Origin of the sequence: Enterococcus hermanniensis (assembly GCF_001885945.1) — a bacterium.
Lineage (GTDB): Bacteria > Bacillota > Bacilli > Lactobacillales > Enterococcaceae > Enterococcus_A > Enterococcus_A hermanniensis.
The window spans coordinates 1-25446 of the sequence record NZ_JXKQ01000009.1; the positions used below are offsets into that span (position 1 = coordinate 1).

A 25446-nucleotide genomic window follows, 5' to 3' on the forward strand; every position below is an offset into this window, starting at 1 on the left:
TATCAAAAAGTAGTTGCACTTCCAAATTAAGCTTGCTCTTCTTTTTTTTCTTTCGGTTTGTTTTCTGGTTTCAAAAATTTTTCTAACGCATCATTTTTTTCAACTTTTTTATTTGGATCAACAGCAAAAGCATCGAATAATTTATCTAAATCGTCAGATCGCTCGAATTTCAAGCCCATAAAGACACCTCCGTATTCAACTGTACTATAGTATGTATTATACCTCTTTTAGAGCAAAGGATAATCAATTTCTTAGGGGTTTTTAAATCTTTAAGATATAATTATGATATAAGGATGAGAAAGGGGGCAGACGATGGATGCGAAACAGCGATTGTACAGTTTGAGTCAACTGCATCATTTAGAACAAAATGATCTTCAGGTAATCCTTACCGATTGGCTGATTATTAGTCGTCTGTTGTTTGAACCAGACGAAATGATCATCAATGGGGTAGAACAACCCTTTAAACAAAATGAATTGAAACAGCTACTGATTGATTGTCGTATCAATGATGACGTATGGGTACAGTTGAAAAATAAATATGAAGAAACATCGATCCATCTTTTAGGGGATACGTTACTTGAAAAGAGTATCTTGCAAAAGCATACATTTGAGTACTGGGAAGTTGTTTATTTGGATTATTTAAATCAACGGCTCGAAAAATTTGGCTCATTTGCTTATTTACGTTCCTATGAAGAATATTTATTTCATAATACGAGTGATTTATCTGATCGTCGCATTTTTGAGTCGGCAGAAGAAACGCAGGAACTACCAAAAATGAAAGGGCTTAATGGCGATCTAACTGTAGACTGCAATACTTTTCCTGGATACGATGTTTTTTATAAAGGCGTTTGCCTCACTTCTTGTTGGCGAATATTTTTAGGCAGACACTATCAAAAATTATTTGCTAAACCATTGCTTTTAGAAATCCAGCAGGTTGAATCTGTTAATGAAGTTGGGTCGGGTATCTGGTTTGAACTCTATAAAGATCCTTTTCAGTGGAATGAACCAGCTAATTTAAAGTTTCAACAATTATTTCGCGATCAATTAGGTATTTCACAATTGGCATATACAAATGGTGTGGGTACGCTAAGACAACCTTATATTGAATTTGCTTTTGATGATACGATCGTACAAACTGTCCAGTATCAAAATGATCAATTCCAGCCAATAGAAAAAAGTCAGGCGTCTTATTTTGTGACCCGTACCTATGATTTTTTGACCAATCACTATCAAGTCAACCGGATGAAAGGTGGTTTGAATGCTTTAGCCTATTTTCCTTGGATTGATGATGATAGTGAACGTATGATGAATTATCGTGTCTTGTATCCAGAATTGACATTAGACAAAGGTCTAAGAGCCTTTGAGTATTATATTCGTAGTTCGATTGAATATGAGATCCAAGACATGCGTTATCAAGACTATACAGCAATTCTCCAGTTATTTATTCCTAAACACGCATTTTTAGATTTTCCGACCGAGGAATTAAAAAAAAGGTTGAAAGATATGACCATTCATCAGATTAGTCGTAAGAATGATTCGTTGACCTTTTCATTGGAGAAAGAAGGCAAACACTTGATGGTTTATTTTATCGATCAAAAAAAGGTAGCTGCTAAAAATCGATTAGATGTACTTGAAAATTGAGGGGAGAGATTTATTATGGATTGGAAATATATCAAAATAATGGGTAGTTGCATGTTGATTGTCGCAATGATTTTTGCTTTGCCGCTGGCTGCATTACAAATTCCTTTATCGATCGTTGTTTTTTTCATCGGGATGATTTTATATTCATTTAAACCAAAACCTCAAGCTGTTCGCATCCGTCGCAAAGATCGTTGGATGTAAAAAAAGCACTCTCAAACGAGAGTGCTTTTTGTTTAGACTATTTTGCCACTGGCTTTTTAATCAAGCCATAGATGATACCAGAAACGATAGCACCGATTGCAATAAATAAAAGATAAAGTAACGGATGGCTTAATAGCAGAACAACAAAGATACCACCATGAGGAGCTAATAATTTAATACCAAATGCTCCAACTAAACCACCAGCTAATGCTGAACCAACAACGAAACTCGGAATGACACGAATTGGATCAGCTGCTGCAAATGGTATTGCGCCTTCTGTAACGAACGAAAGTCCCATAACGATATTTGTAAGACCTGCATCAACTTGGCTTTGTTCAAATTTATTTTTAAACAAGCGAGTTGCAACAAAAATAGCTAATGGGGGAACCATCCCGCCGGCCATAACCGCAGCCATCACGATTGATCCACCTTGAGCAACGCTTGAGGCAAGTGTTGCTGTACCAAATACATAAGCAGCTTTATTGATCGGACCGCCCAAGTCAACTGCCATCATTCCACCAAGTAATGCACCCAATAAAATCGCATTAGAACCACTAAGGCCAGTTAAGAAACCATTCAAACCATCATTAATGGCTTTCATCGGAACATTGACTAATAACATTAAGAATCCAGTAATCAATAGTCCAAAGAACGGATAGAACAAGATTGTCTTGATTCCTTCAAGTGATTTAGGCAAGTTTTTAAAGATTTTTTTCAAGAAAATAATAACATATCCAGCAATAAAACCACCGATTAAAGCGCCAAGGAAACCTGCACCACCGCTATTTGCTAACGCGCCTGCAGCGAATCCAGCAATCAATCCGGGGCGATCGGCGATACTAGAAGCAATAAATCCAGCTAAAACGGGAAGCATAAATCCAAATGCTGCACTTCCGATTTGATTAAACCAACTAGCAGCTTGATTATAGTTACCTAAATTGGCAAGTTCAGAGTGAGGGACACCAATAAATTGGTCAATCATGAATGAAAGAGCAATCATGATACCACCACCGATGACGAATGGTAGCATATGTGAAACACCGTTCATCAAATCTTTATAGATACGTTGTCCAACAGTTCCGTTATCACTTTTATCTTCGCTTGTTGAAGCTTCACCACTACCGTGATAAATAGGCGCTGTTCCGCTTAAAGCTAAATTGATCAATTCTTCTGGTTTACGAATACCGTCACTAACTGGACGATTGACTAATTCTTTTCCATTGAAACGATTCATTTCGACTTTTTTATCCGCAGCAACGATGACACCATCTGCACGAGCAATATCTTCAGCTGTTAAACGATGCTTGATTCCTTCTGAACCATTTGTTTCAACTTTAATATCAACGCCCATTTCTTTGGCTTTTTTCTTCAATGAATCTTCAGCCATATAGGTATGAGCAATCCCAGTAGGGCAGGCAGTAACCGCAACGATATAACGACGATCTGAGTTTGTAGCTGACGCGGCTGCCTCTTGTGCAGCTTCTGCTTTTTCTTCTGCTTCTTTGGCTTTTTCAGCTTCATCGAAAGTTGCTTGCACTTGATCCGGAGTTTCTGCGGATTTCAATTTTGCTACAAAGTCAGGATCAATCAAAAGTCTTGAAAGAGCAGCTAATGCTTGTAAGTGAGTATCGTTTGCACCTTCAGGAGCGGCGATCATAAAGAATAGATAAGTTGGTTGACCATCTAATGATTCATAATCGACACCTGAATTGCTTTTAGCAAATAAAACAGTAGCTTCTTTAACAGCACTATTTTTTGCATGAGGCATGGCAATCCCGTCACCTAAACCGGTTGAAGTTTGAGATTCACGATTCAAAATACCTTCTTTATACACATCAATGTCAGAAATACGGCCAGCGTCATACATTTTTTGTACCATTTCATCGATCGCAGCTTTTTTAGTTGTGGCTTGCAAATCCATGATCATGGCATCTTTAATCAATAGATCTTTGATATCCATCATTGTTCCTCCATTATTGTTTGATAATTTTTACAGAATAAAAATCTTCATTATTTTACTTTTGAGATTTCCACTTCTGGTAATAATTCTTGAATAAATTCAGCAGTTGCTAAGTCGTCGGAGAAGGTAGTAGCACTTCCACAAGCGACCCCCCATTTGAATGCTTCAACAGGATCTTGCGTTTTTGTATAGTTTCCAACAAAACCAGCAATCATTGAGTCTCCGGCACCAACAGAATTTTTGACCGTTCGTTTTAAAACATTCGAACGATAAACCCCGTCTTGGGTAAATAGTAATGCGCCATCACCAGCCATGGAAACTAATGCATATTGAGCACCTTCATCTAGTAATCGTTGTCCAAAAGGATAGATATCTTCCACAGAAGTGAAAGTTGTTTGATAAAGATCTGCTAATTCATGGTTATTTGGTTTAACGAGTAATGGATTTTTTTCTAAAGCATCCATTAAATCTGCTCCCGTTGTATCGATCACAAAAGAAGCACCTTGCGCTTTAATGATTTCAATTAATGTTTGATAAAAGCCGGTAGGGACACTTGCGGGTTTGCTACCAGATAAAACAACAATATCCGTTGCGTCAAGATGACTGAGAACTTTTTTTAGTTCATCCATTTCTTGTACTGAAACAGCTGGGCCTTGTCCATTGATTTCTGTTTCTTCGCCAGCTTTTAACTTAATATTGATCCGTGTATCATCGGCTACAGTTGTAAAATTTGTTTTGATATCTTCGTGCTGCATCCACTCATTGATGAAGGTCCCAGTAAAGCCGCCTAAAAATCCTAAAGCGGTAGAAGTATTATCAATTCGTTTCAAAATTCGAGAAACATTGATGCCTTTTCCACCAGGTAATTTAAAGTCATTTTTCATGCGATTCACATCGCCAATTTCTAATTGATCAACATGTACGATATAGTCGATCGATGGGTTTAGTGTCACTGTATAGATCATACAGAAACCTCCTTCAAGGTAGTTTTTTCTGTGATTTGATCATGGATAACCAAAGGACAGGTATCGGTGAGGATTGAAGCTGCTGACAGTGGGGCGACACTAACGAAACTTGTTTGATTAAACTTACTGTGGTCGACTAAGATATAAGCTTCTTCAGACTGCTGGATTGCCGTTCTTTTTAGAATGGCTTCTTCAGGGTCTGGAGTAGAATAGCCGCTAATAGGATCGACTCCATTCATTCCCATAAAAACTTTATTAAAACGATATTGTTTTAATTGTTCAAGGGCTTGAGAGCCGATAATTGCATCTGTGGTCAACTTGATTCGTCCTCCTAAAACAATCGTTGCAATTTGTGCTTCAACTAAATGAGCCGCCAGACCAACGGAATTAGTCACGACAGTCACTGTTCGTTGTTTTAAGAAAGGGACCATTTCAGAAGTGGTCGTTCCGGCATCTAAATAAATCACGTCGCCTTCATGGACTAAGTCAACGGCACATTGAGCAATCAATTGCTTTTGTTGAACGTTTTTGGATGATTTTTCAAGCATACCAAGTTCTTGTTCCAAATGTTGTGGTCGCTTTGCGCCACCATGGACTCGTTCAAGTAAACCTAAATCTTCGAGTTCTTGTAAATCACGTCTTACGGTTGATTCAGAAGCATCTAACCAATGTACTAAGTCATGTGATTTAACTAATCCATCCCGTTCTAACCATTCAAGTATTTTTTGGTGTCGTTCTTCTGTAAGCATTTTCAACCCTCCTTCATCTGAAATACTATCATACTTAATTTTATATTTCAACCACAAACATTCATAAACGACCAAAAACATTCATAAAGAAGCATCATAGTCATCTTATTAGGTAGTATTGTAAATATTAGGTATGATAGTAATTAGAAAATGAGGTGAAAGCTATGAAAAAACAAACGATTTTACAAGGGTTTGAATGGTATCTTCCAGCTGATGGAACGCATTGGAAGAATTTGACGGAAAAAGCCGAAGAATTAAGCGCATTTGGAATCAATGCCATTTGGTTGCCCCCAGCTTACAAAGGATCTGAAGGAGCAAACGATGTTGGTTATGGTACGTATGATTTATATGATTTAGGGGAGTTTGATCAAAAAGGTTCTGTAAAAACAAAATATGGAACGAAAGACGACTACTTAGAAACTATTCAAGCTTTGAAAAAAGCGGGATTAAAAGTTTATGCAGATATTGTATTTGACCATTTTATGGGGGCAGATGAAACGGAAGAAGTTTCTGCTGTTGCTTATGAATTTGATGATCGGACAAAACCAGCTGGTGATGAAGAACAAATCTTGGCTTGGACAAAATTTATTTTTCCAGGAAGAAAAGGAAAATATAACGAGTATCAATGGACGTGGGAAAATTTTTCTGGGGTAGACTATGATGCTCGAAACAAAGATCATGCAATTTTTAATTTTGCTGATAAGGGTTGGGAACCCCAAGTTGATGATGAAAATGGCAACTTTGATTATTTGATGGGCTGTAACTTGGATATGACTAATCCAGAAACAGTTGACCAATTGGATCAATGGGGAAAATGGTACCAAGAACTGACGGATGTCGACGGTTACCGATTGGATGCAGTCAAGCATATTCGTTTTGATTTATTTGTTGATTGGCTATTACACCGTCGAGAAGAAAAAGCCGAAGAATTATTTGTAGTCGGAGAATACTGGTCAGATGAATTGGAAAAACTTCAAGAGTATCTAGACTCATCTGGCAACTTGATTTCATTATTCGATGTACCCTTGCATTTTAATCTTTTTCAAGCAGCTTCAACGATGGGTGAGTTTGATATGCGCCAACTGTTTACTGGAACATTGCTTGAAACACGTCCCGATTGGGCAGTTACTTTTGTTGATAATCATGATACACAACAAGGACAAAGTTTAGAATCTTGGGTTGAGGGCTGGTTCAAATTACAAGCTTATAGTTTGATTTTATTGCGTAACGAAGGAACACCGGTTGTTTTCTGGGGAGATCTTTATGGAACCGAAAAATCAGAAGCAGTCGGAGAGGGATTGATATCCTTGTTGCGCTTGAGAGAGCGGCTAACATTCGGTGGTCAAGTCGACTATTTTGATGATCCAGATATTATCGGTTGGACTTGTACCGGAGATTTTGAACAAGAAGAATCGGGTATGGCAGTCATTATGACAAATAGTCAAGGGGGCGAAAAACAAATGACGATCAGTGCGATTCATGAAGGAGAAACTTTTATCGATATTCTTGGTAATAATGAAGCGAAAATTACGCTAGATGAAAATGGTCAAGGAACGTTCCCGGTAAATGATGGTCAAGTTTCTGTTTATGTAAATGAAAAATTAGCGAAAACAATAAGCGAGTGAGCCTTGGCTCACTCGCTTATTGTTTTTTCTTGTTTTTTTGCAATAGCTGGATGAGAACGTTGAGAAATCAAAGTTTTGATTTTTTTAGTATAGCCTTCATCCGTTAGAATCATTAAAAGGTCGCCAACTTTCATCACAGTGTCCCCATGTGTGATCATTTCGCTGGAACCTCGACGAATAGAAACTAGCAGCATTTCTTTTGGCCAGTTAAAATCACGTACCATCGTACCATCAAGTGTGCTTTCAGCTGTAACTGGAAATTCAACAATCGTTTTATTTCCAGTAATGCTTGGTAAATGTCCTTTTACTAAACGTTCTAGTAAAGATTCATAGATCGGATTTCCTCCTAATAAATCATTGATGACATAAGCTGTTAATGAGCAAACCGCTAAGGGCATTAAATGAGTGATGTTTCCGACCATTTCGGTAACTAAGATAATCGCCGTCAACGGAGCTTTCCCAATAGCAGTAAAATAGCCAGCCATCGCAAAGATTGCAAAATCTTTGATTAAATCAGCATTGATTCCGAATAGTTGATTCAAGATCGTGCCATAAAGGGCGCCAATCAAAGCACCGAGTGTCAAGATAGGCAAGAAAATCCCACCAGGGAGATTGGCACCATATGAAATCATAGAGAAGATAAAGCGCAATAAAAAAAGAAATATCAAGAGTGATAAAGAAAAATTATGTTTACCAAGAGCTAAAACGATTTGATTTCCACCGCCTAAATAATGTGGAAAGAAGTAGCCGATGGGAATAATTAATAAAAATGGAATAATTCCATAAAGTGATTCGGGTAGATGTGTCAATCGATACCATTTTGGTAAGGCTAATAAGACTTTTTGATACAGGTACCCTAAGATACCTAAAATAATTCCTAATAAAACGAGCCAACCGTAGTATTTCAAGGGATAAGAGGGAACATCAGCAATAAATAAAACCGGCTGTAAGCCAAAAAAATTCAACGAAACAAGATTTGCAGTTAAAGCGGCAGTTAATGAAGTCAGCCAGATCAGTGGAGAGAAATGATGATGGACTTCTTCAATCACGAATAATAATCCGGCGATAGGAGCGTTAAATGCAGCTGCTAAGCCTGCCGCAGCGCCACTAGAAATAAAGATTTTTTTTTCGGAGGTAGTTGCATGCGTAAATTCACTGAACCCTTGACCGACCATGGCACCTAATTGAATTGAAGGCCCTTCGCGTCCTAAAAATAATCCGGAGCCGACAGATAAGACTCCGCCAATAAATTTCTTCCATAAAATAGAGAACCAATTTAATTTAATGTCTCCTTGCAAAGCTCCTTCAACTTGAGGGATCCCGCTGCCTTTAATGTTTTTTTCAGATTGTATCAAGCGGCTAATAATAAAAGCAAAAACGAGCATTAACAAGGCCCAAGGAATCATCCATAGTGGGTTGTCGTGGAACCAAAGATAGATCGACACAGTCAATTCCATCGTTTTTTCAATTGCTAACCGAAATAAGCTGACAATGATTCCAGCGAGTGCACCAATCAAGATGCCTTTTAAAATAAAGATGACTTTTGTACTGTCTAAGCGTTTGATTTCATGTTCTTTTTCCATTGATTCTCCTCCATATCTTAATAAATGTAGCGCGAATTTTTTTAAAATACAAGGATGAATCAATGAATTCGTTTTTATGAATTGTTGCTAGTGTCGCGAAACTTTCTTAGATGCTATAATAAAAAAGATTGAATAGAGAAAGGACGTTTTGCATGCCAAACAAGCAAGAGTTGTTAGCAGGACTAAACCCTAAACAAAAAGAAGCGGTGCTTCATACTGAAGGACCGTTATTGATTATGGCGGGAGCGGGAAGTGGAAAGACGAGAGTTTTGACACATCGCATCGCTTATTTAATAGAAGAAAAGAATGTAAATCCGTGGAATATTTTAGCGATTACCTTTACGAATAAAGCGGCACGAGAAATGAAAGAACGAGTGAATGGTATTTTAGGCCAAGGTGGCGAAGATGTCTGGGTTTCTACTTTCCACTCAATGTGTGTGCGTATTTTAAGACGTGATGTTGATGCGATCGGATATGATCGGAATTTTACGATCTTAGATGGCTCTGACCAATTGACCTTGATGAAACGAATCTTGAAAGATTTGAATATCGATCCTAAAAAATATGATCCGCGTTCGATTTTAGGTAGCATCAGCAATGCAAAAAATGAATTGTTGACACCGGAAACTTATGCAGAACGCCAAGGTTCATTTTTTGAAGAAATCGTTGCCCGCTGTTACGAGGCTTATCAAAAAGCGCTAAGAAACAATCAAAGCATGGATTTTGATGATTTGATTATGAACACGATTCGCTTATTTGAAGAAAATGCGAATGTTTTAACCTATTATCAAAATAAATTTCATTATCTACATGTTGACGAATATCAAGATACAAACCACGCACAATACACTTTGGTCAATATGCTAGCTGCTCGTTTTCGTAATCTTTGTGTTGTCGGCGATGCTGATCAAAGTATCTACGGTTGGCGGGGCGCTGACATGCAAAATATTTTGGATTTTGAAAAAGACTATAATGATGCTGTAGTCATTTTGTTAGAACAAAACTATCGTTCAACCAAAAGTATTTTAGATGCCGCAAACCAAGTAATTAAAAATAATAGCAATCGCCGCGACAAGAATCTTTGGACAGATAATCAAGCGGGTGATCAAATTACTTATTATCGTGCAGATAGCGAACGTGATGAAGCTCAATTTATCGTAAGCCGGATCAAAGAAGAAATCCAAACGAATAATCGTAGCTATAATGATTTTGCGGTGCTTTACCGAACCAATGCTCAGTCACGGGTGATTGAAGATACCCTGGTGAAATCAAACGTACCCTATACGATGGTCGGTGGACATAAGTTCTATGATCGCAAAGAAATCAAAGATATCATTGCTTACTTAAATATCATCAATAATCCTCGTGATGGTGTTAGTTTTGAACGAATCATCAACACACCAAAACGTGGGATTGGTGCGGCATCCGTAGAGAAATTACGAAATTTTGCTCAGATGCATGATTGGTCGATGGTAGAAGCTGCTCAAAATGTTGATTTAGCAAATATTTCAGGTAAGGCTGGTCGTATGATCGGTGAATTTGGAACAATGATCACGCAATTCCAAGAAATGATTGCCTATCTTCCAATCACCGATTTAGTTGACCAAGTTTTAGAACGGACAGGCTATTTAGATGAATTAAAAAATCAACGGACTTTAGAAGCAGAGTCACGACTAGAAAACTTAGAAGAATTCCGTTCAGTCACGCAAGAGTTTGATAAGCGTAACGCTAGTCAAACAGAAGATGATGCAGATGCGCCAGAAGAAAAATTGGCGATTTTCTTAAATGACTTAGCCTTGGTTTCTGATTTAGATGATTATCAAGAAGAAAGTGCACAAGTTACTTTGATGACGCTGCATGCGGCAAAAGGATTGGAATTTCCAATCGTTTTTCTGATTGGAATGGAAGAAAAAATTTTCCCATTGTCTCGTTCATTGATGGAAGAGTCTGAATTGGAAGAAGAACGACGTTTAGCTTATGTGGGAATCACTCGCGCAGAAGAAAGTTTATATTTGACGAATGCTTTTTCAAGAACCCTTTATGGGAAAACGCAATACAATCAACCATCGCGTTTTGTAGCTGAAATTGACGAGCAGCTATTAAATCCAATCGGTATTCAACCACAGCCGAAAACCGCTGTTTTTAATAGTTCAAGTTCGTATCAAAATCCAATGAAAGCTAAATACCAACATGCAACTCGTGAACCACTGACTAGTAAAACCGCTTCTGGAGGCGAAAATGAAAATTGGAATCCAGGTGATAAAGTCCAACATAAAAAATGGGGAATCGGAACCGTTGTTAAAGTGAGTGGCAGTTCGAAAGATGTTGAATTAGATATTGCATTCCCGCAACAAGGAGTCAAACGCCTGCTGGCTGCTTTTGCGCCAATCGAAAAAATCTAATCCATTAACTAGTAAATCAAATAGGAGGGATTTTCTTTGGAACCAATGACATTTCAAGATGCCGAAAAACGTTCAGCAGAACTTCGAGTGGAGTTAAATCAATATGCCCATGAATATTATGTGCAAGATCAACCTTCTGTTGAAGATGCTGTTTATGATAAAAAATACCATGAGCTTGTCGCAATCGAAACAGATTTTCCCGACTTGATCACACCGGAATCTCCTACACAACGAGTAGGGGGGAAAGTTTTAGAAGGTTTTGAAAAAGTTGTTCATACGATTCCCTTGTATAGCTTGAATGATGTATTTAACAAAGAAGAATTGATTGCCTTTGATGAACGTGTGAAAAAAGCAGTAGGACATGCTGTTTCTTATTGCTGCGAATTAAAAATTGATGGGCTGTCGATTTCTTTGAAATATGAGGACGGTGTTTTTGTACAAGGTGCCACGCGTGGCGACGGCTCTGTCGGAGAGAATATCACCGAAAACTTAAAAACGGTAAAATCAATCCCGTTACGATTGAAAGAACCACTTACAATCGAAGTACGTGGAGAATGCTATATGCCTAAGTCTTCTTTCGTAAAATTAAATCAACAACGAGAAGAGGCGGGAAAAGAAGTTTTTGCCAATCCGCGAAATGCCGCTGCTGGAAGTTTGCGTCAATTAGATACGCGGGTTGCTGCTCAAAGAAATTTAAGCACCTTCTTATATACACTTGCTGATTTTGGTGCGTTAGCATCTACTACACAAGACCATGCATTGAATGAAATGGCACGTTTAGGATTTCGAACAAACCCTGAACATCAAGTCTGCGAGACAATCGAAGAAGTTTGGCAATACATTGAACGGTTTCATGAAACACGCGATGATCTTCCTTATGAAATCGATGGAATCGTCATTAAAGTCAATGAGTTTTCAGTACAGGATGCGCTAGGTTTTACAGTCAAAGCCCCACGATGGGCGACCGCCTATAAGTTCCCGCCAGAAGAAGAGCAGACGACATTGATCGATATCGATTGGACTATCGGCCGAACTGGTGTATTGACTCCCACAGCAATCATGGAACCTGTACGTTTAGCGGGAACTACTGTTAGTCGTGCCAGTCTGCATAATAGCGATTATATCGAGAAAAAAGATATCCGTTTGAAGGATACAATCTTAGTTTATAAAGCGGGCGACATTATTCCTGAAGTTGCTCAGGTTATTTTAGAGAAACGACCAGAAGATAGTCAACCCTATCCCGTTCCAACACATTGCCCCATTTGTGAGAGTGAATTGGTTCACCTAGATGAAGAAGTTGCTTTGCGCTGTATCAACCCAAAATGTCCAGCGCAGATCAAAGAAGGTCTGAGCCATTTTGTTTCTCGTAATGCGATGAATATTGATGGATTAGGCCCTCGAGTATTGGCTCAAATGTTTGATAAAGGGTTGGTTACAGATGTCGCCGATCTTTATAGCCTAGAAAAAGAACAATTATTGACATTAGATAAAATCAAAGATAAATCCGCCGAAAATATTTTGAATGCTATCGATGCCAGCCGTGAAAATTCAGTGGAACGTTTGATTTTTGGATTAGGGATCAGACATGTCGGTGCCAAAGCCGCCGGAATTTTAGCAGAGCATTTCGGGGATTTATCTACTATCAGTCGAGCAACAAAAGACGAAATCGTCAATCTAAATACGATCGGCGAAACAATTGCTGACAGTTTGGTGACGTATTTTGAAAATGAAGAAGTCCATGAATTGATGCAAGAACTAGCAGATCGTGGAGTGAATTTAGTATACAAAGGAATCCGCGCAAGCCAATTAGCGGAAGTTGAGTCACCATTTAAAGATAAAACAATCGTTTTGACTGGTAAATTGCTCGATTACAATCGCGAAGAAGCAAAAGAAAAAATTCAAAATCTAGGTGGAAAAGTTACCGGGAGTGTCTCTAAAAAAACTGATTTAGTTATTGCTGGCGAAGATGCTGGAAGCAAGCTTGCAAAAGCAGAGAGCCTCGGTATCGAAGTTTGGAATGAACAGCAAATGATCGTTGCAATTGAAGAAAGTTACTCAAATTAACATTTTTTCTTAGAAGATGATTGACGCTAGTGTTAACGAACAGGTATTATAAAAAGCGTCGTGCTAGACAAAATCACTTCTTTTTGATTATTTTTTTGAATTGTACAATTTTTCAAAAAATTTCAAGAAAAAAACGTGAATCCTAATAAAGATATGATAGAATGATTTAAAATTGACGAAAGAAAGAGGGATATTATGGCAATCAATGAAGAACAAGTCAAACATGTAGCAAAACTTGCGAAACTTTCTTTTTCAGATGATGAATTGGCCGGCTTTACCGATCAATTAGGAAAAATAATCGATATGGTTGAGCAATTAGAAGAAGTAGATACTGAAGGAGTTCCATTTACTTCTAATGTTTCAGCATCCATCAACGTTATGCGCGAAGACATAGCTGCACCCGGTTGGTCACGTGATGAATTAATGGAAAATGTACCGGAGAGTGAAGATGGTTTCATCAAAGTTCCGGCAATCATCGACAATGGAGAGGCTGGTGCGTAATGGAAAAATTATATGATAAATCGATTGAAGAATTACACAGTCTGCTTGTTTCAAAAGAAATCACAGCAACTGATCTAACAAGTGAAACTTATGCTCGTATCAAAGAAACAGAAAAAGATATTGATGCATTTATTACTTTAAATGAAGAAAAAGCGATGGATTTGGCAAAAGCAATCGACGCTAAAGGAATCACTGAAGAAAATGCAATGGCCGGTATTCCAATCGGGATCAAAGACAATATCGTGACTAAAGGTATTTTAACTACAGCTGCTTCTAAAATTTTGTCAAACTTCAACCCTATTTATGACGCCACAGTTATGGAAAAAGTTTATGGTTCAGATTTGATTCCAGTTGGAAAGTTAAACATGGATGAGTTTGCGATGGGTAGTTCTAGTGAAACTTCTTATTTCAAAAACACGAAAAATGCTTGGGATCAAACAAAAGTTCCCGGTGGTTCTTCAGGTGGTTCTGCTGCAGCCGTTGCAGCCGGTGAAGTTCCCGTTTCATTAGGTAGTGATACAGGTGGTAGTATCCGTCAGCCAGCAGCTTTCAACGGAATCGTTGGTTTAAAACCAACTTATGGTCGTGTGTCCCGTTTTGGTTTGATTGCCTTTGCATCTTCTTTAGACCAAATCGGCCCATTTACTCGTACAGTTAAAGACAATGCTTTAGCACTGAATGCGATTAGCGGATATGATCCTAAAGATGGTACTTCTGCAAATACAGCTGTCCCTGATTTTGCGGCTGGTTTAACGGGAGATATCAAAGGCATGAAGATTGCTTTACCGAAAGAATTTATGGCTGAAGGAATTGAACCAGGCGTAAAAGCTGCTATCGTAAAAGCAGTTGAGACGTTTAAAGCATTAGGCGCAACTGTGGAAGAAGTTAGCTTGCCACATTCTAAATACGGAGTGGAAGTTTACTATATTATTGCTTCTTCTGAAGCTAGTTCAAACTTGCAACGTTTTGATGGCATTCGTTATGGTTTCCGCTCAGAAGACGTTCAAAACTTAGAAGATGTTTATGTAAATACTCGTACAGAAGGTTTTGGCGATGAAGTAAAACGCCGTATCATGTTAGGGACTTTCTCATTGTCAGCTGGGTACTATGATGCTTACTTTAAAAAAGCTGGTCAAGTCCGTACGTTGATCAAACAAGATTTCGACAAAGTCTTCGCTGATTACGACTTAATCATTGGCCCAACTTCACCAACTGTTGCGTTTGGGATCGGGGAAAATATCGATGATCCAATCACAATGTACTTGAATGATATCCTAACGATTCCAGTCAACTTAGCTGGACTTCCAGGAATGTCCGTACCAGCGGGGTTCTCAGAAGGCCTTCCTGTCGGATTACAAATCATCGGTAAACATTTCGATGAATCAACAATGTATAAAGCAGCGTATGCTTTTGAACAAGCCACAGAATTCCATAAACAAAAACCAGTGATTTTAGGGGGGGACAAATAATGAATTTAGAGACAGTTATTGGGCTTGAAGTCCATGTAGAATTAAAAACAAACTCTAAAATCTTCTCACCAGCGCCCGCTCACTTTGGTGCGGAAGCCAATACAAATACCAACATTATTGACTGGGGTTATCCAGGTGTTTTACCAGTCATGAATAAAACTGCCATCGAATTTGGGATGCGAGCAGCACTTGCTTTAAACTGTGAAATTTCGTCAAATATGCATTTTGACCGTAAAAATTATTTCTATCCAGATAATCCCAAAGCGTACCAAATCTCTCAATTCGATGAACCGATTGGCCATGATGGTTGGATTGAAATTGATGTAAATGGTAAAAAGAAAAAAATCCGGATTGAACGTGTTCATCTTGAAGAAGATGCAGGTAAAAATATGCACGGAATCGGTGGCTATTCTTATGTCGATTTAAATCGTCAAGGAACACCATTGATTGAGATCGTTTCAGAAGCAGACATGCGTTCGCCCGAAGAAGCAAATGCTTATCTTGAAGCATTGCGTTCAATTATCCAATTTACAGGCGTCAGTGATGTAAAAATGGAAGAAGGCTCAATGCGTTGTGATGCCAATATTTCTTTACGTCCTTACGGTCAAGAAGAATTTGGAACAAAAACGGAATTGAAAAACTTAAACTCGATCAGTTTTGTTAAAAAAGGTTTGACTTTTGAAGTTCAACGACAAACAAAAGTTTTACTTTCTGGCGGTACGATCCAACAAGAAACACGTCGTTACGATGAAGGAACAAACAAAACAATCTTGATGCGTGTCAAAGAAGGTTCAAGTGATTACCGTTACTTCCCGGAACCAGATATTCCACGTTTTGAAATCGCTGATTCATGGATCGAAGAAGTACGTGAATCATTACCAGAATTACCAGCAGCGCGTCGTAACCGTTACGTAAATGATTTAGGATTACCTGAATATGATTCAATGGTCTTAACGTTAAGTCGTGAAATGTCAGACTTCTTTGAAGAAACACTTAAAGAAGGTGCGGATGCAAAACAAGCTTCTAACTGGTTAATGGGTGAGGTCTCTGCTTACTTGAACAGTGAAAAACTTGAACTAGCCGAAACAAAATTAACACCAAATAATTTAGCAGGAATGATCAAATTGATCGCTGATGGAACAATCAGTTCTAAAATTGCGAAAAAAGTCTTCCGCGAATTGATTTTAAATGGCGGCGATGCGAAACAAGTCGTTGAAGCAAAAGGCTTAGTTCAATTATCTGATCCGACTCAACTATTACCAATGATCAATGAAGTTCTAGATAACAACGAACAATCCGTTGAAGACTTCAAAAATGGGAAAGACCGTGCCGTTGGTTTCTTGGTTGGTCAAATCATGAAAGCAACCAAGGGGAAAGCCAATCCAGGTGTTGTGAACAAATTGTTGCAAGAAGAATTAGCTAAACGCTAGAAAAACCAATAGTAGCTATTGTTATTTCCCGTCGTATTTTAGTAAAATAATCTATGACGGGAATTTCTATGTTTTTTGGTAAAAAGTAGATTCTATAACAGCAAGGAGTTCGATTATGAGAAAAGCACGACTGATTTATAATCCAGTATCTGGAAAAGAAATCATGCGAAACAATTTAGCAGATATTCTGATTGCTATCGAAAAAGCAGGCTATGAAGCTAGTGCCTTTGCAACGACTCCCGTGCCCGATTCCGCGAAAACCGAAGCAACGCGAGCCGCGAAAGCTGGATTTGATTTAATTGTTGCCGCAGGTGGCGATGGTACGATCAACGAAGTAGTTAATGGGATCGCTGGATTAGCGCGCCGACCAAAAATGGCGATCATTCCAGCGGGGACGACCAATGATTATGCACGGGCTTTAAAAATCCCACGGAATAACGTAAAAGCAGCAGCTGAAGTGATCCAAAAGCAACAAACTGTAAAGATGGATATTGGGAAAGCCGCGGATACTTACTTTATTAATATTGCCGCAGGCGGCTCGTTGACGGAACTGACGTATGATGTGCCATCCGAATTAAAAAGTGTATTTGGGTATTTGGCTTATTTGGTTAAAGGTGCAGAAATGCTTCCGCGGATAAAACCAACTAAAATGCGTCTCGTTTATGAGGATGGAGAATATGAAGGCAATGCTTCGATGTTTTTTTTGGGTCTAACTAACTCAATTGGTGGCTTTGAAACGATTGCCCCGGATGCTAAATTAGATGATGGGAAATTTTCTTTGATCGTGGTTAAAACTGCGAATCTTTTTGAAATTGTCCGGTTGATCACCTTAGTCTTGAACGGTGGGAAACACGTCAATGATTCAAAAATTTTGTATGTCAAAACGAGTTTTTTAGATGCTAGTTTAGTCGATACAGATAAAAAAATGATGATTAATTTAGATGGAGAATATGGCGGTGATGCGCCAATGCGTTTTGAAAATCTTCATCAACATATTGAGTTTTATGCCAACACGGATGAAATTAAAGAATCAGCAATCATCGGAGAAGATGAAATTGAAGAGCGTGAAGCAGGGATCGAACTCGTCAAAGAATTTGAAAAAATCCAAGACGAAGATTCCGAGGCGTAAAGATGAGACGTTTCTGCCAAGGGTGGAGACGTTTTTATTTTGAAAGGAATTTATGAAAGTCTTAAATGTGAAAAGCTAGTATTATCTTGCTTTTTCAACTAGAATTCATTAGAATGTATAAATCAGCCTTGAAGGAGAATATAATGACCACAGTAGAAAAAAATAAAACCTATACCGTAACGATCGATGATTTGTCATATGAAGGAATGGGTGTCGCACATATCGATGGCTATCCGCTTTTTGTAGAAAACGCGCTTCCTAACGAAGAAGTTTCTATTAAAGCTGTTAAAGTCGGTAAGAAATTCGGTTACGGAAAAGTTGTCGAACGATTCAATGCAAATCCAGAACGTCAAGAAGTTAAAGATCTGGACTTGTTGAGAAGTGGAATTGCGCCATTAAGTCATATGACGTATGACTATCAATTACGTTTTAAACAAGAGCAAATTGAAAATGTCTTAAAATCAATTGCTAAATTACCTGAATTACCTGTAGCAGAAACTTTAGGGATGGAGCATCCATTCGAATATCGAAACAAAGCACAAGTTCCCGTTCAAAAAGTAAATGATAAGTTAACTACTGGGTTTTATCGTAAAAATTCACACGTGTTGTTGCCAATCGAAAACTATTTGATCCAAGATCCTAAGATTGACCAAGCAATTCTTGCTGTACGTGATATTTTGCAGCGCTTCAATGTTAAGGCGTATAATGAACGTGAAAATACTGGGTTTATCCGCCATATCGTCATTCGTCGCGGACACTATAGCCATGAAATGATGGTTATCTTGGTCACTCGTGCGGAACGCTTCTTTAAAGGAACAGAAATTGCAGAAGTCATCCACGATGAATTGCCAGAAGTAGTTTCAGTGATTCAAAATATCAATCCTGAGAAAACGAACGTTATCATGGGACGTGAAGAAAAAGTTTTGTATGGAAAAGCAACCATCGATGATACATTATTAGGAAAAACATATCGGATTTCTTCAAAATCTTTCTATCAAGTCAATACCCAACAAACCGAAGTATTGTATCAAACAGCGATTGAGTTTGCTGATTTGAAATCTGATGATGTTGTCGTAGATGCTTATTGTGGTATCGGAACGATCGGATTATCTCTAGCAGATAAAGTTGAACATGTATATGGGATGGAAATTGTTCCTCAAGCGATCGAAGATGCGAAAGCAAATGCTGAAACAAATGGTATTAAGAATGCTAATTATGAAATTGGTAAAGCTGAAAAAATCATGTCTCGTTGGGCACGAGAAGGTATTAAACCAACAGTTGTCTTTGTAGATCCACCAAGAAAAGGTTTAGACGAAAAATTCATCGAAGCATCTGCAGCGGTTGCTCCTGAGAAAATCATCTATATCTCATGTAACCCAGCAACTTTGGCTCGCGATCTTAGAAGATATGAAGATCTAGGCTACCATGCGGTGAAAGTTCAACCAGTCGATCTATTCCCGCAAACTCACCATGTAGAATCAGTGACCCTACTTGTAAAGGCGGTGTAAAAAATGAATCAAAAAGAAAAAATGTTAGAACTAATCAAAAAGAAACAAGGTGGCGGACGTTCAGAAAAAATGGAGACGCCTAAAAATGACCGTAAAAACATGCGTAAAGGACCAAAAATTTACAACAAGTAATAAAGGAGCGATCACTGATTGAATAATATCTGGATGCAACGAATGATGAAATATTATCAAAAGTATGCGGAATTGATGCGTGGTCGTTATGGCCGATTTGATCAGATCAATAAAGCGTTATTGATTTTTTGGGTATTGATGCTGGTTTTTGCTCGCTGGATTCCTTTTTATCTGGGAAATATTTTGGCCCTTATAGCTTTGGGCTTGATTCTGTATCGTTTTTGTTCAAAACGAATCTATCCGCGGAGCAATGAAAATCAAAAATTTATTCAAATGATTGATCGAATAAAAGATTTTCTAAAAGGGAAAAAGGGAACGTATCGTTACTTTAAATGCCCGGAATGCAAACAAAAAATGCGTGCACCAAAAGGTAGAGGAAAAATAAAAGTTACTTGTAAAAATTGCCAGACGCAATTTGTTAAAAAAGTCTAGTTTTTAAAACTAGGCTTTTTCTGCTATTCTTATTATGAGAAGGTGAAATGATGAAACTAATTATTGTCAGACATGGTGAAAGCGAAGCGAATTTTGAAAATTACTGGACGGGTTGGTTAGATGTAGACTTAACAGAAAAAGGCATCGAACAAGCTCGTTTAGCCGGTAGAAAGATAAAAGCCAGCGGATTAACAATCGATTGTGCTTTTGAGTCGGTTTTGAAGCGTTCGATTAAAACAGCTGAAACAATTTTATATGAAACGGACGCTGCTTTTGTTCCTGAATATAAAACTTGGCGGTTGAATGAACGACATTATGGAGCTTTAGTCGGGAAAAATAAAGACCAAATGGCAAAAGAATTTGGCGTAGCGCAAGTAAAAAAATGGCGCCGCGATTTCGATGAAGTCCCACCATTAACAAAAGATAATCATTTTGATCGTAGGTATGATTTATTAGATCCGCGTTTGATTTCAAAAGGAGAGAGTTTACATCTGACAGCACAAAGAGTTATTCCTTTATGGCAAGATCAGATCGCACCTCAGCTTTTGGATCACAAAACGGTTTTAGTTTGTGGCCATGGGAATAGTTTGCGAGCACTCGTCCAGTTTTTAGAAGCGATTCCGACCAACCAAGTCGATCAAATCGATATTCCTAATGCAGCACCGGTGGTTTATACATTTAATGAACAGTTAGAAATCACTCACAAAGAAGTTTTATAAAATTATTATGTTAACTTAGAAGGGTAGACAATGAATTTTATTTGGGATTTTGATGGTACACTGTATGATACCTATCCAATTATGATGCAGGCATTAATGAAAACGTTCAAGGATTTTAATATTGAAAGAGACGAAACAATCATTTATCGTAAGATCAAAGAAGAGTCGATTCGTCAGATGATCATTGACTGGAAATTACCAGTGCCAGATTTTTATCGCGTATATCATGATTATGAGGCTAAACAAAATAAAGATTCTTTTCCATTTAATGAAACGAGAGAAATGTTGGAAGAATTGCAAGCCATAGGCGGACAGCATTTTATTTTGACACATCGAACAGTCGAATCAACGTGGAGTTTATTGAAAAGAGATGGTTTGGAAGATTTGATTGTGGCTATTATCGGAAGTGATTCCAATTTTCCAAGAAAACCTGATCCAACTGCATTGAATTATTTGATGGAGACCTATCAAATGGATCGGGCTCAAACCGTGATGATCGGAGATCGTCAACTGGATATCGAAGCGGGAAACAATGCTCATGTCCGTACCTGTTTTTTTGATTTAGATCATTTTGATCAAGCAATTAATGCGACATATTTCATCAATAATTTAAAAGAAATGGTACAAATTTTTTCACCAGAAAGCTATAATTAAATTAAGGAGGTGCGAAATGGAATTACAACGCGATCAAGAAGTCGTGGAATCTTTTAATTATGGACTTCCACCAAAAGATCAAGAAGTGAAACAAAAATTGCAGATTAATTTCAGTCCATTGGAAGCAGTGGATCCGGGCTATCCAGCCGAAAATAGCATTATGGGTGTACGGGTTGAATTCGTCCTTCCATTTGAAAATTTTATTATCGGAGGCGTATTTTCTCAAGTCGTTCACGTGATCAATCGTCAAGTTAGACGACAGAACGATTTGACCGAAGCGGAAGCCAACGAAATGATTGCGCCATTATTACGCTTAATTGAGCGAATGGTTTATGAAGTAACTGAGATTGCTTTAGATAAACCAGGAATTAAAATTAATTTTTCATCTAATACGCTTTAGTAGAAGACCATGTTGATTATTGTTGCCTTGATTTAGGAGCAGATCAAGGTGGTTTTTTTATGTTGCCATGAAATTTTTATGAAAATAAACAAAAATTAAGACAAATTAAATAATCTACGTTATACTTTTTTAGTCACTAAAATTGAGAAATCGCGCAACTGGATTTTAGGGTGCTACACTGAAGAGTGTTCACCGGGAACCTTTACTTCCTTTGACAGACTTGTCATTATTAAGCATTATTTTAGGAGGAATACTATGACAACTCTGTTCACTGTATTGGTGCTCTTAGTATTCATTGCATTACTTGTGGCTTTTTATCAAATGCAAAAGAAACATGTGAAATTTTCTAATCGTGTTTTTGCGGGATTAGGTGCCGGAATTATTTTTGGCGGAATTTTACAAGTACTTTTAGGAAATGATAGCAAAGTAATTACCCAAGCAATGGAATGGATCGGGATCGTCGGTAATGGTTATATTTCATTATTACAAATGTTAGTTATGCCTTTAGTCTTTATTTCTATTGTTGGTGCGTTCACTAAGATGAAAACAAGTAATAAACTTGGGAAAATCAGTGCCAATGTCTTAGGTACATTATTAGTTACGACAGCAATTGCTGCTTTAATTGGGATCGCAGCGGTAATGATTTTCAATCTTGATGGTGCAACGTTCACTAAAGGTGCTGCAGAAACTGCTCGGATCAAAGAATTAGCCGATCGTCAAGAAATGGTACAAAATTTCTCGATCCCGCAACAAATATTGTCATTTATTCCAACGAACGTTTTTGCTGACTTTGCGGGAACGCGTTCAACAAGTACGATCGGGGTTGTGATTTTTGCGGCATTTGTCGGAATTGCTTTTCTTGGTGTACGACGCAAAGCACCAAAAGAAGCCGCTTTTTTTGCGGATTTGATCGAAAGCCTTTATAAAATCATTATGCGGATTGTCACATTAGTTTTACGTTTGACTCCTTATGGTGTCTTGGCGTTGATGACGAATGTTTTAGCAACGAGTGATTTTGAAGCCATTGTCAATTTAGGTAAATTTATTTTGGCTTCTTATAGTGCTTTGATCATGGTGTTGATCGTTCACTCATTGATTTTAGCAAGTGTCAAAGTCAATCCAGTGACATTTTTCAAAAAGGCTTTTCCTGCATTGAGTTTTGCTTTTACCTCACGTTCGAGTGCTGGGACATTGCCTATGAATATCGAAACACAAACGAAAGCTTTGGGTGTGGATGAAGCGACAGCAAACTTCGCTGGAAGTTTTGGGATTTCGATCGGTCAAAATGGCTGTGCGGGTGTTTACCCAGCTATGTTGGCTACGATCGTTGCACCAACAGTTGGTATAAATGTCTTTGATTTGAAATTTATTGTGATGTTGGTGGCCATCGTTACAATCAGTTCATTCGGTGTTGCGGGAGTTGGTGGTGGAGCAACGTTTGCTTCATTAATCGTATTAGGTGCTATGAACTTGCCTGTCGCTATCGTTGGGTTGGTTATTTCCGTGGAACCACTGATCGATATGGCGCGTACAGCGGTCAATGTAAGTGGCAGTATGGTTGCTGGTGTGGTAACTAGCGAACGAATCCATGAATTAGACCGTGGTACTTTGCAAGACGAAAATGCATCAATCGAAGCAAATTCATAATTTTTAAAAGACTTGGCTAGCGCGACCAAGTCTTTTTTTATATACTGTGAGAAGGATTGCTGACAGTAACTATTTTAAATGGTCAGAGTGAAATTTTAGGAGTGAGATAATTGTTTAATGAACAAGTAAAAGTAATTCTATATGCAGATAGTGTAAAAAAGGCGAGTGAATTTTGGCAAGGCTTAGGATTTGTTGAAATCAGTTTTGAAGAATTAGACGGATCGCAAGTAGCGGAAGTAGCGATGAGTCAAAATAGTACGACTCATTTAGTAATTTATGATCGGGCTTTCGTTGAAAAAAATGATGATGAAGTAACTGAACCTGCGCCGGCATTGATTTTCGGTAGTGATGATGTCTTTTCTTTATACAAAAAATTACAAACAGTCGACGTTCAACTAGGAGACTTAGTTCAAATCGATAAAGAATATGTCTTTAACTTTGTTGATTTAGATGGTAATTATTTTGTCGTATCTGGTAAGTAAAGAGCACCTTTGATCGAAAGGAGCGAGTAAGTATGGACCAAGTTTTTGTTATCGGAGATATTCATGGTGAGTTTGGGATGTTTCAAGCGATGTTAAAACACTTTCAAGCGAAAACGCAACAATTGATTTTGATCGGTGATCTAAATGATCGAGGTCCCAAGAGCAAAGATTGTTGGTTGTTAGCGATGGAACTAGTCAGAAAATATCAAGCAGTCTATCTTCGAGGCAATCATGAACAGTATTTTTTAGAATTTATGGAGGCTCCGGAAGACTGGTTTCCAAGCTATCTTCACAATGGCGGAAAAGAAACAATCGAGAGTTTGCTACATAAAGGAGCGACTGCAGAATACTCACCCACGGAAATCGCGATGATGATCCGTAGTCGTTACAAAGAATTGCTTCAATTTCTTGAAGTGTTACCTTTTTATTGTGAATGGGGAAAGTATTTATTTGTTCATGCAGGTGTCGATTTAACCAAGGAATGGACGGAGACAGCTAAAACGGATTTTTTATGGATTCGTGAACCGTTCCATCATGGAAAAAATAATACCGGGAAAACAATCGTCTTTGGTCACACGATCACTCCTATGTTATATGGTGATATGCAAACAACTGCTTTGTGGCAATCAGATGGAAAAATCGGGATCGATGGCGGAGCTGTGTTTGGTGGTAGCCTCCACGGTGTTGTTTTTGATCAAACAGGAATAGTTGAGGACTATGAACTTTCAAACACTGATCATCCTTGGCAACCTGATTTTTAAGGTGAAGTGAGGTTCAGTTGAACCTCACTTTTTATCATTAATATAGGAGGTAAAAATGTCTCAGACTTTAAAAGGGCATTTGGCAGCTAGTGTAACCGTGTTGATTTGGGCCTTGACCTTTATTTCAACCAAAATTTTATTAAAGCACTTTTTACCGATCGAAATTTTATTTATTCGCTTTTTGATAGGCTTTGTTGTTTTAGCAATTGTTTCTAGAAAAATAATCTATTTCAAAGGTTGGCAGGAAGAAAAATATTTTCTTTTTGCCGGATTATTTGGAGTTTTCTTATATTATTATTTGGAGAACGTGGCATTGACGTATACATTGGCGATGAACGTCGGAATCATTGGTTCCGTCAGTCCGTTCGTTACGGCGCTGCTTAGTCGATTTGTACTAAAGGAAGGAACGATTCCTAGAATCTTTGTTTTAGGGTTTATGTGTTCGATGGTTGGTGTAGCTTTAATCAGTTTTTCCGGCACATTAGATGTTAACCCAATCGGCGATGGCTTAGCCTTATTGGCAACAGTCTGCTGGGCCGCTTACTCACTGATTTTAAATAAAATCGGTCACTTTGGTTACAATCCGTTCTTTGCGACACAAAAGATTTTTTTATACGGTTTATTGTTTATGGTTCCAGTGCTGTTTTTTTCCATTGATTCATTAAGCCTCTCACGACTTTGGGTTCCAGAAAATCTTTTGAACTTGCTTTTTTTAGGGGTCGGAGCTTCGGCAATTTGTTTTGTGACTTGGGGCTTTTCAGTCAAGTCTTTAGGTGCGGTTCGTGCGGCGGTTTATATTTATACGATTCCAATGCTTACGACACTAGCTTCTGTTTTAATTTTAGGAGAACCATTACGACTAAAAAGTCTAATTGGGATTTTATTGACGTTGACTGGCTTATTTTTATCCGAATTGCCCAATTTTTGGCGTCAAAGAAAATTTTTACGTTGAATCAAAAACCTCTACTTGAAGGGAAGGAGAGGTTTTTGAC

At 38.1% G+C, this 25446-nt stretch carries 24 protein-coding genes; 19 read left to right on the top strand and 5 right to left on the bottom strand.

The annotated features are described in order from the left end of the window. Positions 1-26: 26 nt before the first annotated feature. Positions 27-179, bottom strand: coding sequence for an SPJ_0845 family protein (locus RV04_RS13265; protein ID WP_169818206.1), 153 nt, complete (start codon positions 177-179; stop codon positions 27-29). 133 nt (positions 180-312) lie between these two features. On the opposite strand from RV04_RS13265, the gene RV04_RS10010 reads away from it, so the two are divergent. After that, positions 313-1641, top strand: a complete 1329-nt coding sequence (locus tag RV04_RS10010; protein WP_071858327.1) for a hypothetical protein — start codon at positions 313-315, stop codon at positions 1639-1641. A gap of 15 nt (positions 1642-1656) precedes the next feature. Next, positions 1657-1842: a hypothetical protein gene (locus tag RV04_RS10015; RefSeq protein ID WP_071858328.1), complete on the top strand. Its 186-nt coding sequence runs from the start codon at positions 1657-1659 to the stop codon at positions 1840-1842. 37 nt (positions 1843-1879) lie between these two features. On the opposite strand, the gene RV04_RS10020 is transcribed toward RV04_RS10015, so the two are convergent. Genes RV04_RS10020 through RV04_RS10030 form a run of 3 tightly spaced genes read right to left on the bottom strand, consistent with a single transcriptional unit; the run spans position 1880 to position 5516 of the window. Beyond that, complete coding sequence (locus tag RV04_RS10020; protein ID WP_071858329.1) at positions 1880-3802, bottom strand: PTS fructose transporter subunit IIABC; 1923 nt, start codon at positions 3800-3802, stop codon at positions 1880-1882. Between the two features lie 50 nt (positions 3803-3852). Continuing rightward, a complete protein-coding gene (pfkB, locus tag RV04_RS10025) occupies positions 3853-4767 on the bottom strand; it encodes a 1-phosphofructokinase (protein ID WP_071858330.1) in 915 nt (304 codons plus the stop codon). Then, on the bottom strand, positions 4764-5516 hold the full coding sequence (locus tag RV04_RS10030; protein WP_071858331.1) for a DeoR/GlpR family DNA-binding transcription regulator: 753 nt from the start codon (positions 5514-5516) through the stop codon (positions 4764-4766). Before RV04_RS10030 ends, pfkB begins: the two co-directional genes overlap by 4 nt. Before the next feature lie 164 nt (positions 5517-5680). Between RV04_RS10030 and RV04_RS10035 the strand changes: the two genes are divergently transcribed. After that, entirely contained in the window at positions 5681-7141 is a 1461-nt protein-coding gene (locus RV04_RS10035; RefSeq protein ID WP_071858332.1) for an alpha-amylase, read from the top strand. A gap of 8 nt (positions 7142-7149) precedes the next feature. Here the strand turns inward: RV04_RS10035 and RV04_RS10040 are convergent, their stop codons facing one another. Then, entirely contained in the window at positions 7150-8724 is a 1575-nt protein-coding gene (locus tag RV04_RS10040; protein WP_071858333.1) for a ClC family H(+)/Cl(-) exchange transporter, read from the bottom strand. Between the two features lie 152 nt (positions 8725-8876). Between RV04_RS10040 and pcrA the strand changes: the two genes are divergently transcribed. From pcrA to RV04_RS10120, 16 genes are all read left to right on the top strand, one after another. After that, positions 8877-11126 (top strand): DNA helicase PcrA, encoded by a 2250-nt coding sequence (gene pcrA / locus RV04_RS10045; RefSeq protein WP_071858334.1) that lies wholly within the window; start codon positions 8877-8879, stop codon positions 11124-11126. Between the two features lie 45 nt (positions 11127-11171). Further along, on the top strand, positions 11172-13190 hold the full coding sequence (gene ligA, locus RV04_RS10050) for an NAD-dependent DNA ligase LigA (protein WP_143139504.1): 2019 nt from the start codon (positions 11172-11174) through the stop codon (positions 13188-13190). Between the two features lie 195 nt (positions 13191-13385). Further along, positions 13386-13691, top strand: coding sequence for an Asp-tRNA(Asn)/Glu-tRNA(Gln) amidotransferase subunit GatC (gene gatC / locus RV04_RS10055; protein WP_071858336.1), 306 nt, complete (start codon positions 13386-13388; stop codon positions 13689-13691). Further along, positions 13691-15160, top strand: coding sequence for an Asp-tRNA(Asn)/Glu-tRNA(Gln) amidotransferase subunit GatA (gatA, locus tag RV04_RS10060; protein ID WP_071858337.1), 1470 nt, complete (start codon positions 13691-13693; stop codon positions 15158-15160). Before gatC ends, gatA begins: the two co-directional genes overlap by 1 nt. Further along, positions 15160-16590 carry an Asp-tRNA(Asn)/Glu-tRNA(Gln) amidotransferase subunit GatB gene (gene gatB, locus RV04_RS10065; RefSeq protein WP_071858338.1) on the top strand — a complete coding sequence of 477 codons (1431 nt, stop codon included), beginning with the start codon at positions 15160-15162 and terminating at the stop codon, positions 16588-16590. The genes gatA and gatB overlap by 1 nt, the downstream gene beginning before the upstream one ends. A gap of 115 nt (positions 16591-16705) precedes the next feature. Then, the gene (locus RV04_RS10070) at positions 16706-17719 is read left to right on the top strand and encodes a diacylglycerol kinase (protein ID WP_071858339.1); all 1014 of its coding nucleotides are present in this window, start codon (positions 16706-16708) and stop codon (positions 17717-17719) included. 143 nt (positions 17720-17862) lie between these two features. Further along, positions 17863-19227: a 23S rRNA (uracil(1939)-C(5))-methyltransferase RlmD gene (gene rlmD, locus RV04_RS10075; RefSeq protein WP_071858340.1), complete on the top strand. Its 1365-nt coding sequence runs from the start codon at positions 17863-17865 to the stop codon at positions 19225-19227. A gap of 3 nt (positions 19228-19230) precedes the next feature. Continuing rightward, positions 19231-19359: a hypothetical protein gene (locus tag RV04_RS13635; protein ID WP_010739029.1), complete on the top strand. Its 129-nt coding sequence runs from the start codon at positions 19231-19233 to the stop codon at positions 19357-19359. Between the two features lie 18 nt (positions 19360-19377). Then, positions 19378-19791 (top strand): competence protein CoiA family protein, encoded by a 414-nt coding sequence (locus RV04_RS10085; RefSeq protein WP_245791085.1) that lies wholly within the window; start codon positions 19378-19380, stop codon positions 19789-19791. A 50-nt stretch (positions 19792-19841) separates the two neighbouring features. Beyond that, on the top strand, positions 19842-20510 hold the full coding sequence (locus RV04_RS10090) for a 2,3-bisphosphoglycerate-dependent phosphoglycerate mutase (RefSeq protein WP_071858341.1): 669 nt from the start codon (positions 19842-19844) through the stop codon (positions 20508-20510). Positions 20511-20540: 30 nt separating this feature from the next. Continuing rightward, positions 20541-21164 (top strand): HAD-IA family hydrolase, encoded by a 624-nt coding sequence (locus tag RV04_RS10095; RefSeq protein ID WP_071858342.1) that lies wholly within the window; start codon positions 20541-20543, stop codon positions 21162-21164. A gap of 16 nt (positions 21165-21180) precedes the next feature. Further along, the gene (locus tag RV04_RS10100) at positions 21181-21564 is read left to right on the top strand and encodes a DUF1149 family protein (protein ID WP_071858343.1); all 384 of its coding nucleotides are present in this window, start codon (positions 21181-21183) and stop codon (positions 21562-21564) included. Between the two features lie 255 nt (positions 21565-21819). Further along, positions 21820-23211, top strand: coding sequence for an L-cystine transporter (locus tag RV04_RS10105; RefSeq protein WP_071858344.1), 1392 nt, complete (start codon positions 21820-21822; stop codon positions 23209-23211). 110 nt (positions 23212-23321) lie between these two features. Next, entirely contained in the window at positions 23322-23693 is a 372-nt protein-coding gene (locus RV04_RS10110; RefSeq protein WP_071858345.1) for a VOC family protein, read from the top strand. A gap of 32 nt (positions 23694-23725) precedes the next feature. Beyond that, a complete protein-coding gene (locus RV04_RS10115; RefSeq protein ID WP_071858346.1) occupies positions 23726-24454 on the top strand; it encodes a metallophosphoesterase family protein in 729 nt (242 codons plus the stop codon). 55 nt (positions 24455-24509) lie between these two features. Continuing rightward, positions 24510-25406, top strand: a complete 897-nt coding sequence (locus RV04_RS10120) for a DMT family transporter (protein ID WP_071858347.1) — start codon at positions 24510-24512, stop codon at positions 25404-25406. Positions 25407-25446 lie beyond the last annotated feature (40 nt).

Bases quoted from the DNA above. Each gene is read 5' to 3' on its own strand.
- RV04_RS13265 (WP_169818206.1), bottom strand. From the start codon at position 179: ATGGGCTTGAAATTCGAGCGATCTGACGATTTAGATAAATTATTCGAT.
- RV04_RS10010 (WP_071858327.1), top strand. From the start codon at position 313: ATGGATGCGAAACAGCGATTGTACAGTTTGAGTCAACTGCATCATTTA.
- RV04_RS10015 (WP_071858328.1), top strand. From the start codon at position 1,657: ATGGATTGGAAATATATCAAAATAATGGGTAGTTGCATGTTGATTGTC.
- RV04_RS10020 (WP_071858329.1), bottom strand. From the start codon at position 3,802: ATGGATATCAAAGATCTATTGATTAAAGATGCCATGATCATGGATTTG.
- pfkB (WP_071858330.1), bottom strand. From the start codon at position 4,767: ATGATCTATACAGTGACACTAAACCCATCGATCGACTATATCGTACAT.
- RV04_RS10030 (WP_071858331.1), bottom strand. From the start codon at position 5,516: ATGCTTACAGAAGAACGACACCAAAAAATACTTGAATGGTTAGAACGG.
- RV04_RS10035 (WP_071858332.1), top strand. From the start codon at position 5,681: ATGAAAAAACAAACGATTTTACAAGGGTTTGAATGGTATCTTCCAGCT.
- RV04_RS10040 (WP_071858333.1), bottom strand. From the start codon at position 8,724: ATGGAAAAAGAACATGAAATCAAACGCTTAGACAGTACAAAAGTCATC.
- pcrA (WP_071858334.1), top strand. From the start codon at position 8,877: ATGCCAAACAAGCAAGAGTTGTTAGCAGGACTAAACCCTAAACAAAAA.
- ligA (WP_143139504.1), top strand. From the start codon at position 11,172: ATGACATTTCAAGATGCCGAAAAACGTTCAGCAGAACTTCGAGTGGAG.
- gatC (WP_071858336.1), top strand. From the start codon at position 13,386: ATGGCAATCAATGAAGAACAAGTCAAACATGTAGCAAAACTTGCGAAA.
- gatA (WP_071858337.1), top strand. From the start codon at position 13,691: ATGGAAAAATTATATGATAAATCGATTGAAGAATTACACAGTCTGCTT.
- gatB (WP_071858338.1), top strand. From the start codon at position 15,160: ATGAATTTAGAGACAGTTATTGGGCTTGAAGTCCATGTAGAATTAAAA.
- RV04_RS10070 (WP_071858339.1), top strand. From the start codon at position 16,706: ATGAGAAAAGCACGACTGATTTATAATCCAGTATCTGGAAAAGAAATC.
- rlmD (WP_071858340.1), top strand. From the start codon at position 17,863: ATGACCACAGTAGAAAAAAATAAAACCTATACCGTAACGATCGATGAT.
- RV04_RS13635 (WP_010739029.1), top strand. From the start codon at position 19,231: ATGAATCAAAAAGAAAAAATGTTAGAACTAATCAAAAAGAAACAAGGT.
- RV04_RS10090 (WP_071858341.1), top strand. From the start codon at position 19,842: ATGAAACTAATTATTGTCAGACATGGTGAAAGCGAAGCGAATTTTGAA.
- RV04_RS10095 (WP_071858342.1), top strand. From the start codon at position 20,541: ATGAATTTTATTTGGGATTTTGATGGTACACTGTATGATACCTATCCA.
- RV04_RS10100 (WP_071858343.1), top strand. From the start codon at position 21,181: ATGGAATTACAACGCGATCAAGAAGTCGTGGAATCTTTTAATTATGGA.
- RV04_RS10105 (WP_071858344.1), top strand. From the start codon at position 21,820: ATGACAACTCTGTTCACTGTATTGGTGCTCTTAGTATTCATTGCATTA.
- RV04_RS10115 (WP_071858346.1), top strand. From the start codon at position 23,726: ATGGACCAAGTTTTTGTTATCGGAGATATTCATGGTGAGTTTGGGATG.
- RV04_RS10120 (WP_071858347.1), top strand. From the start codon at position 24,510: ATGTCTCAGACTTTAAAAGGGCATTTGGCAGCTAGTGTAACCGTGTTG.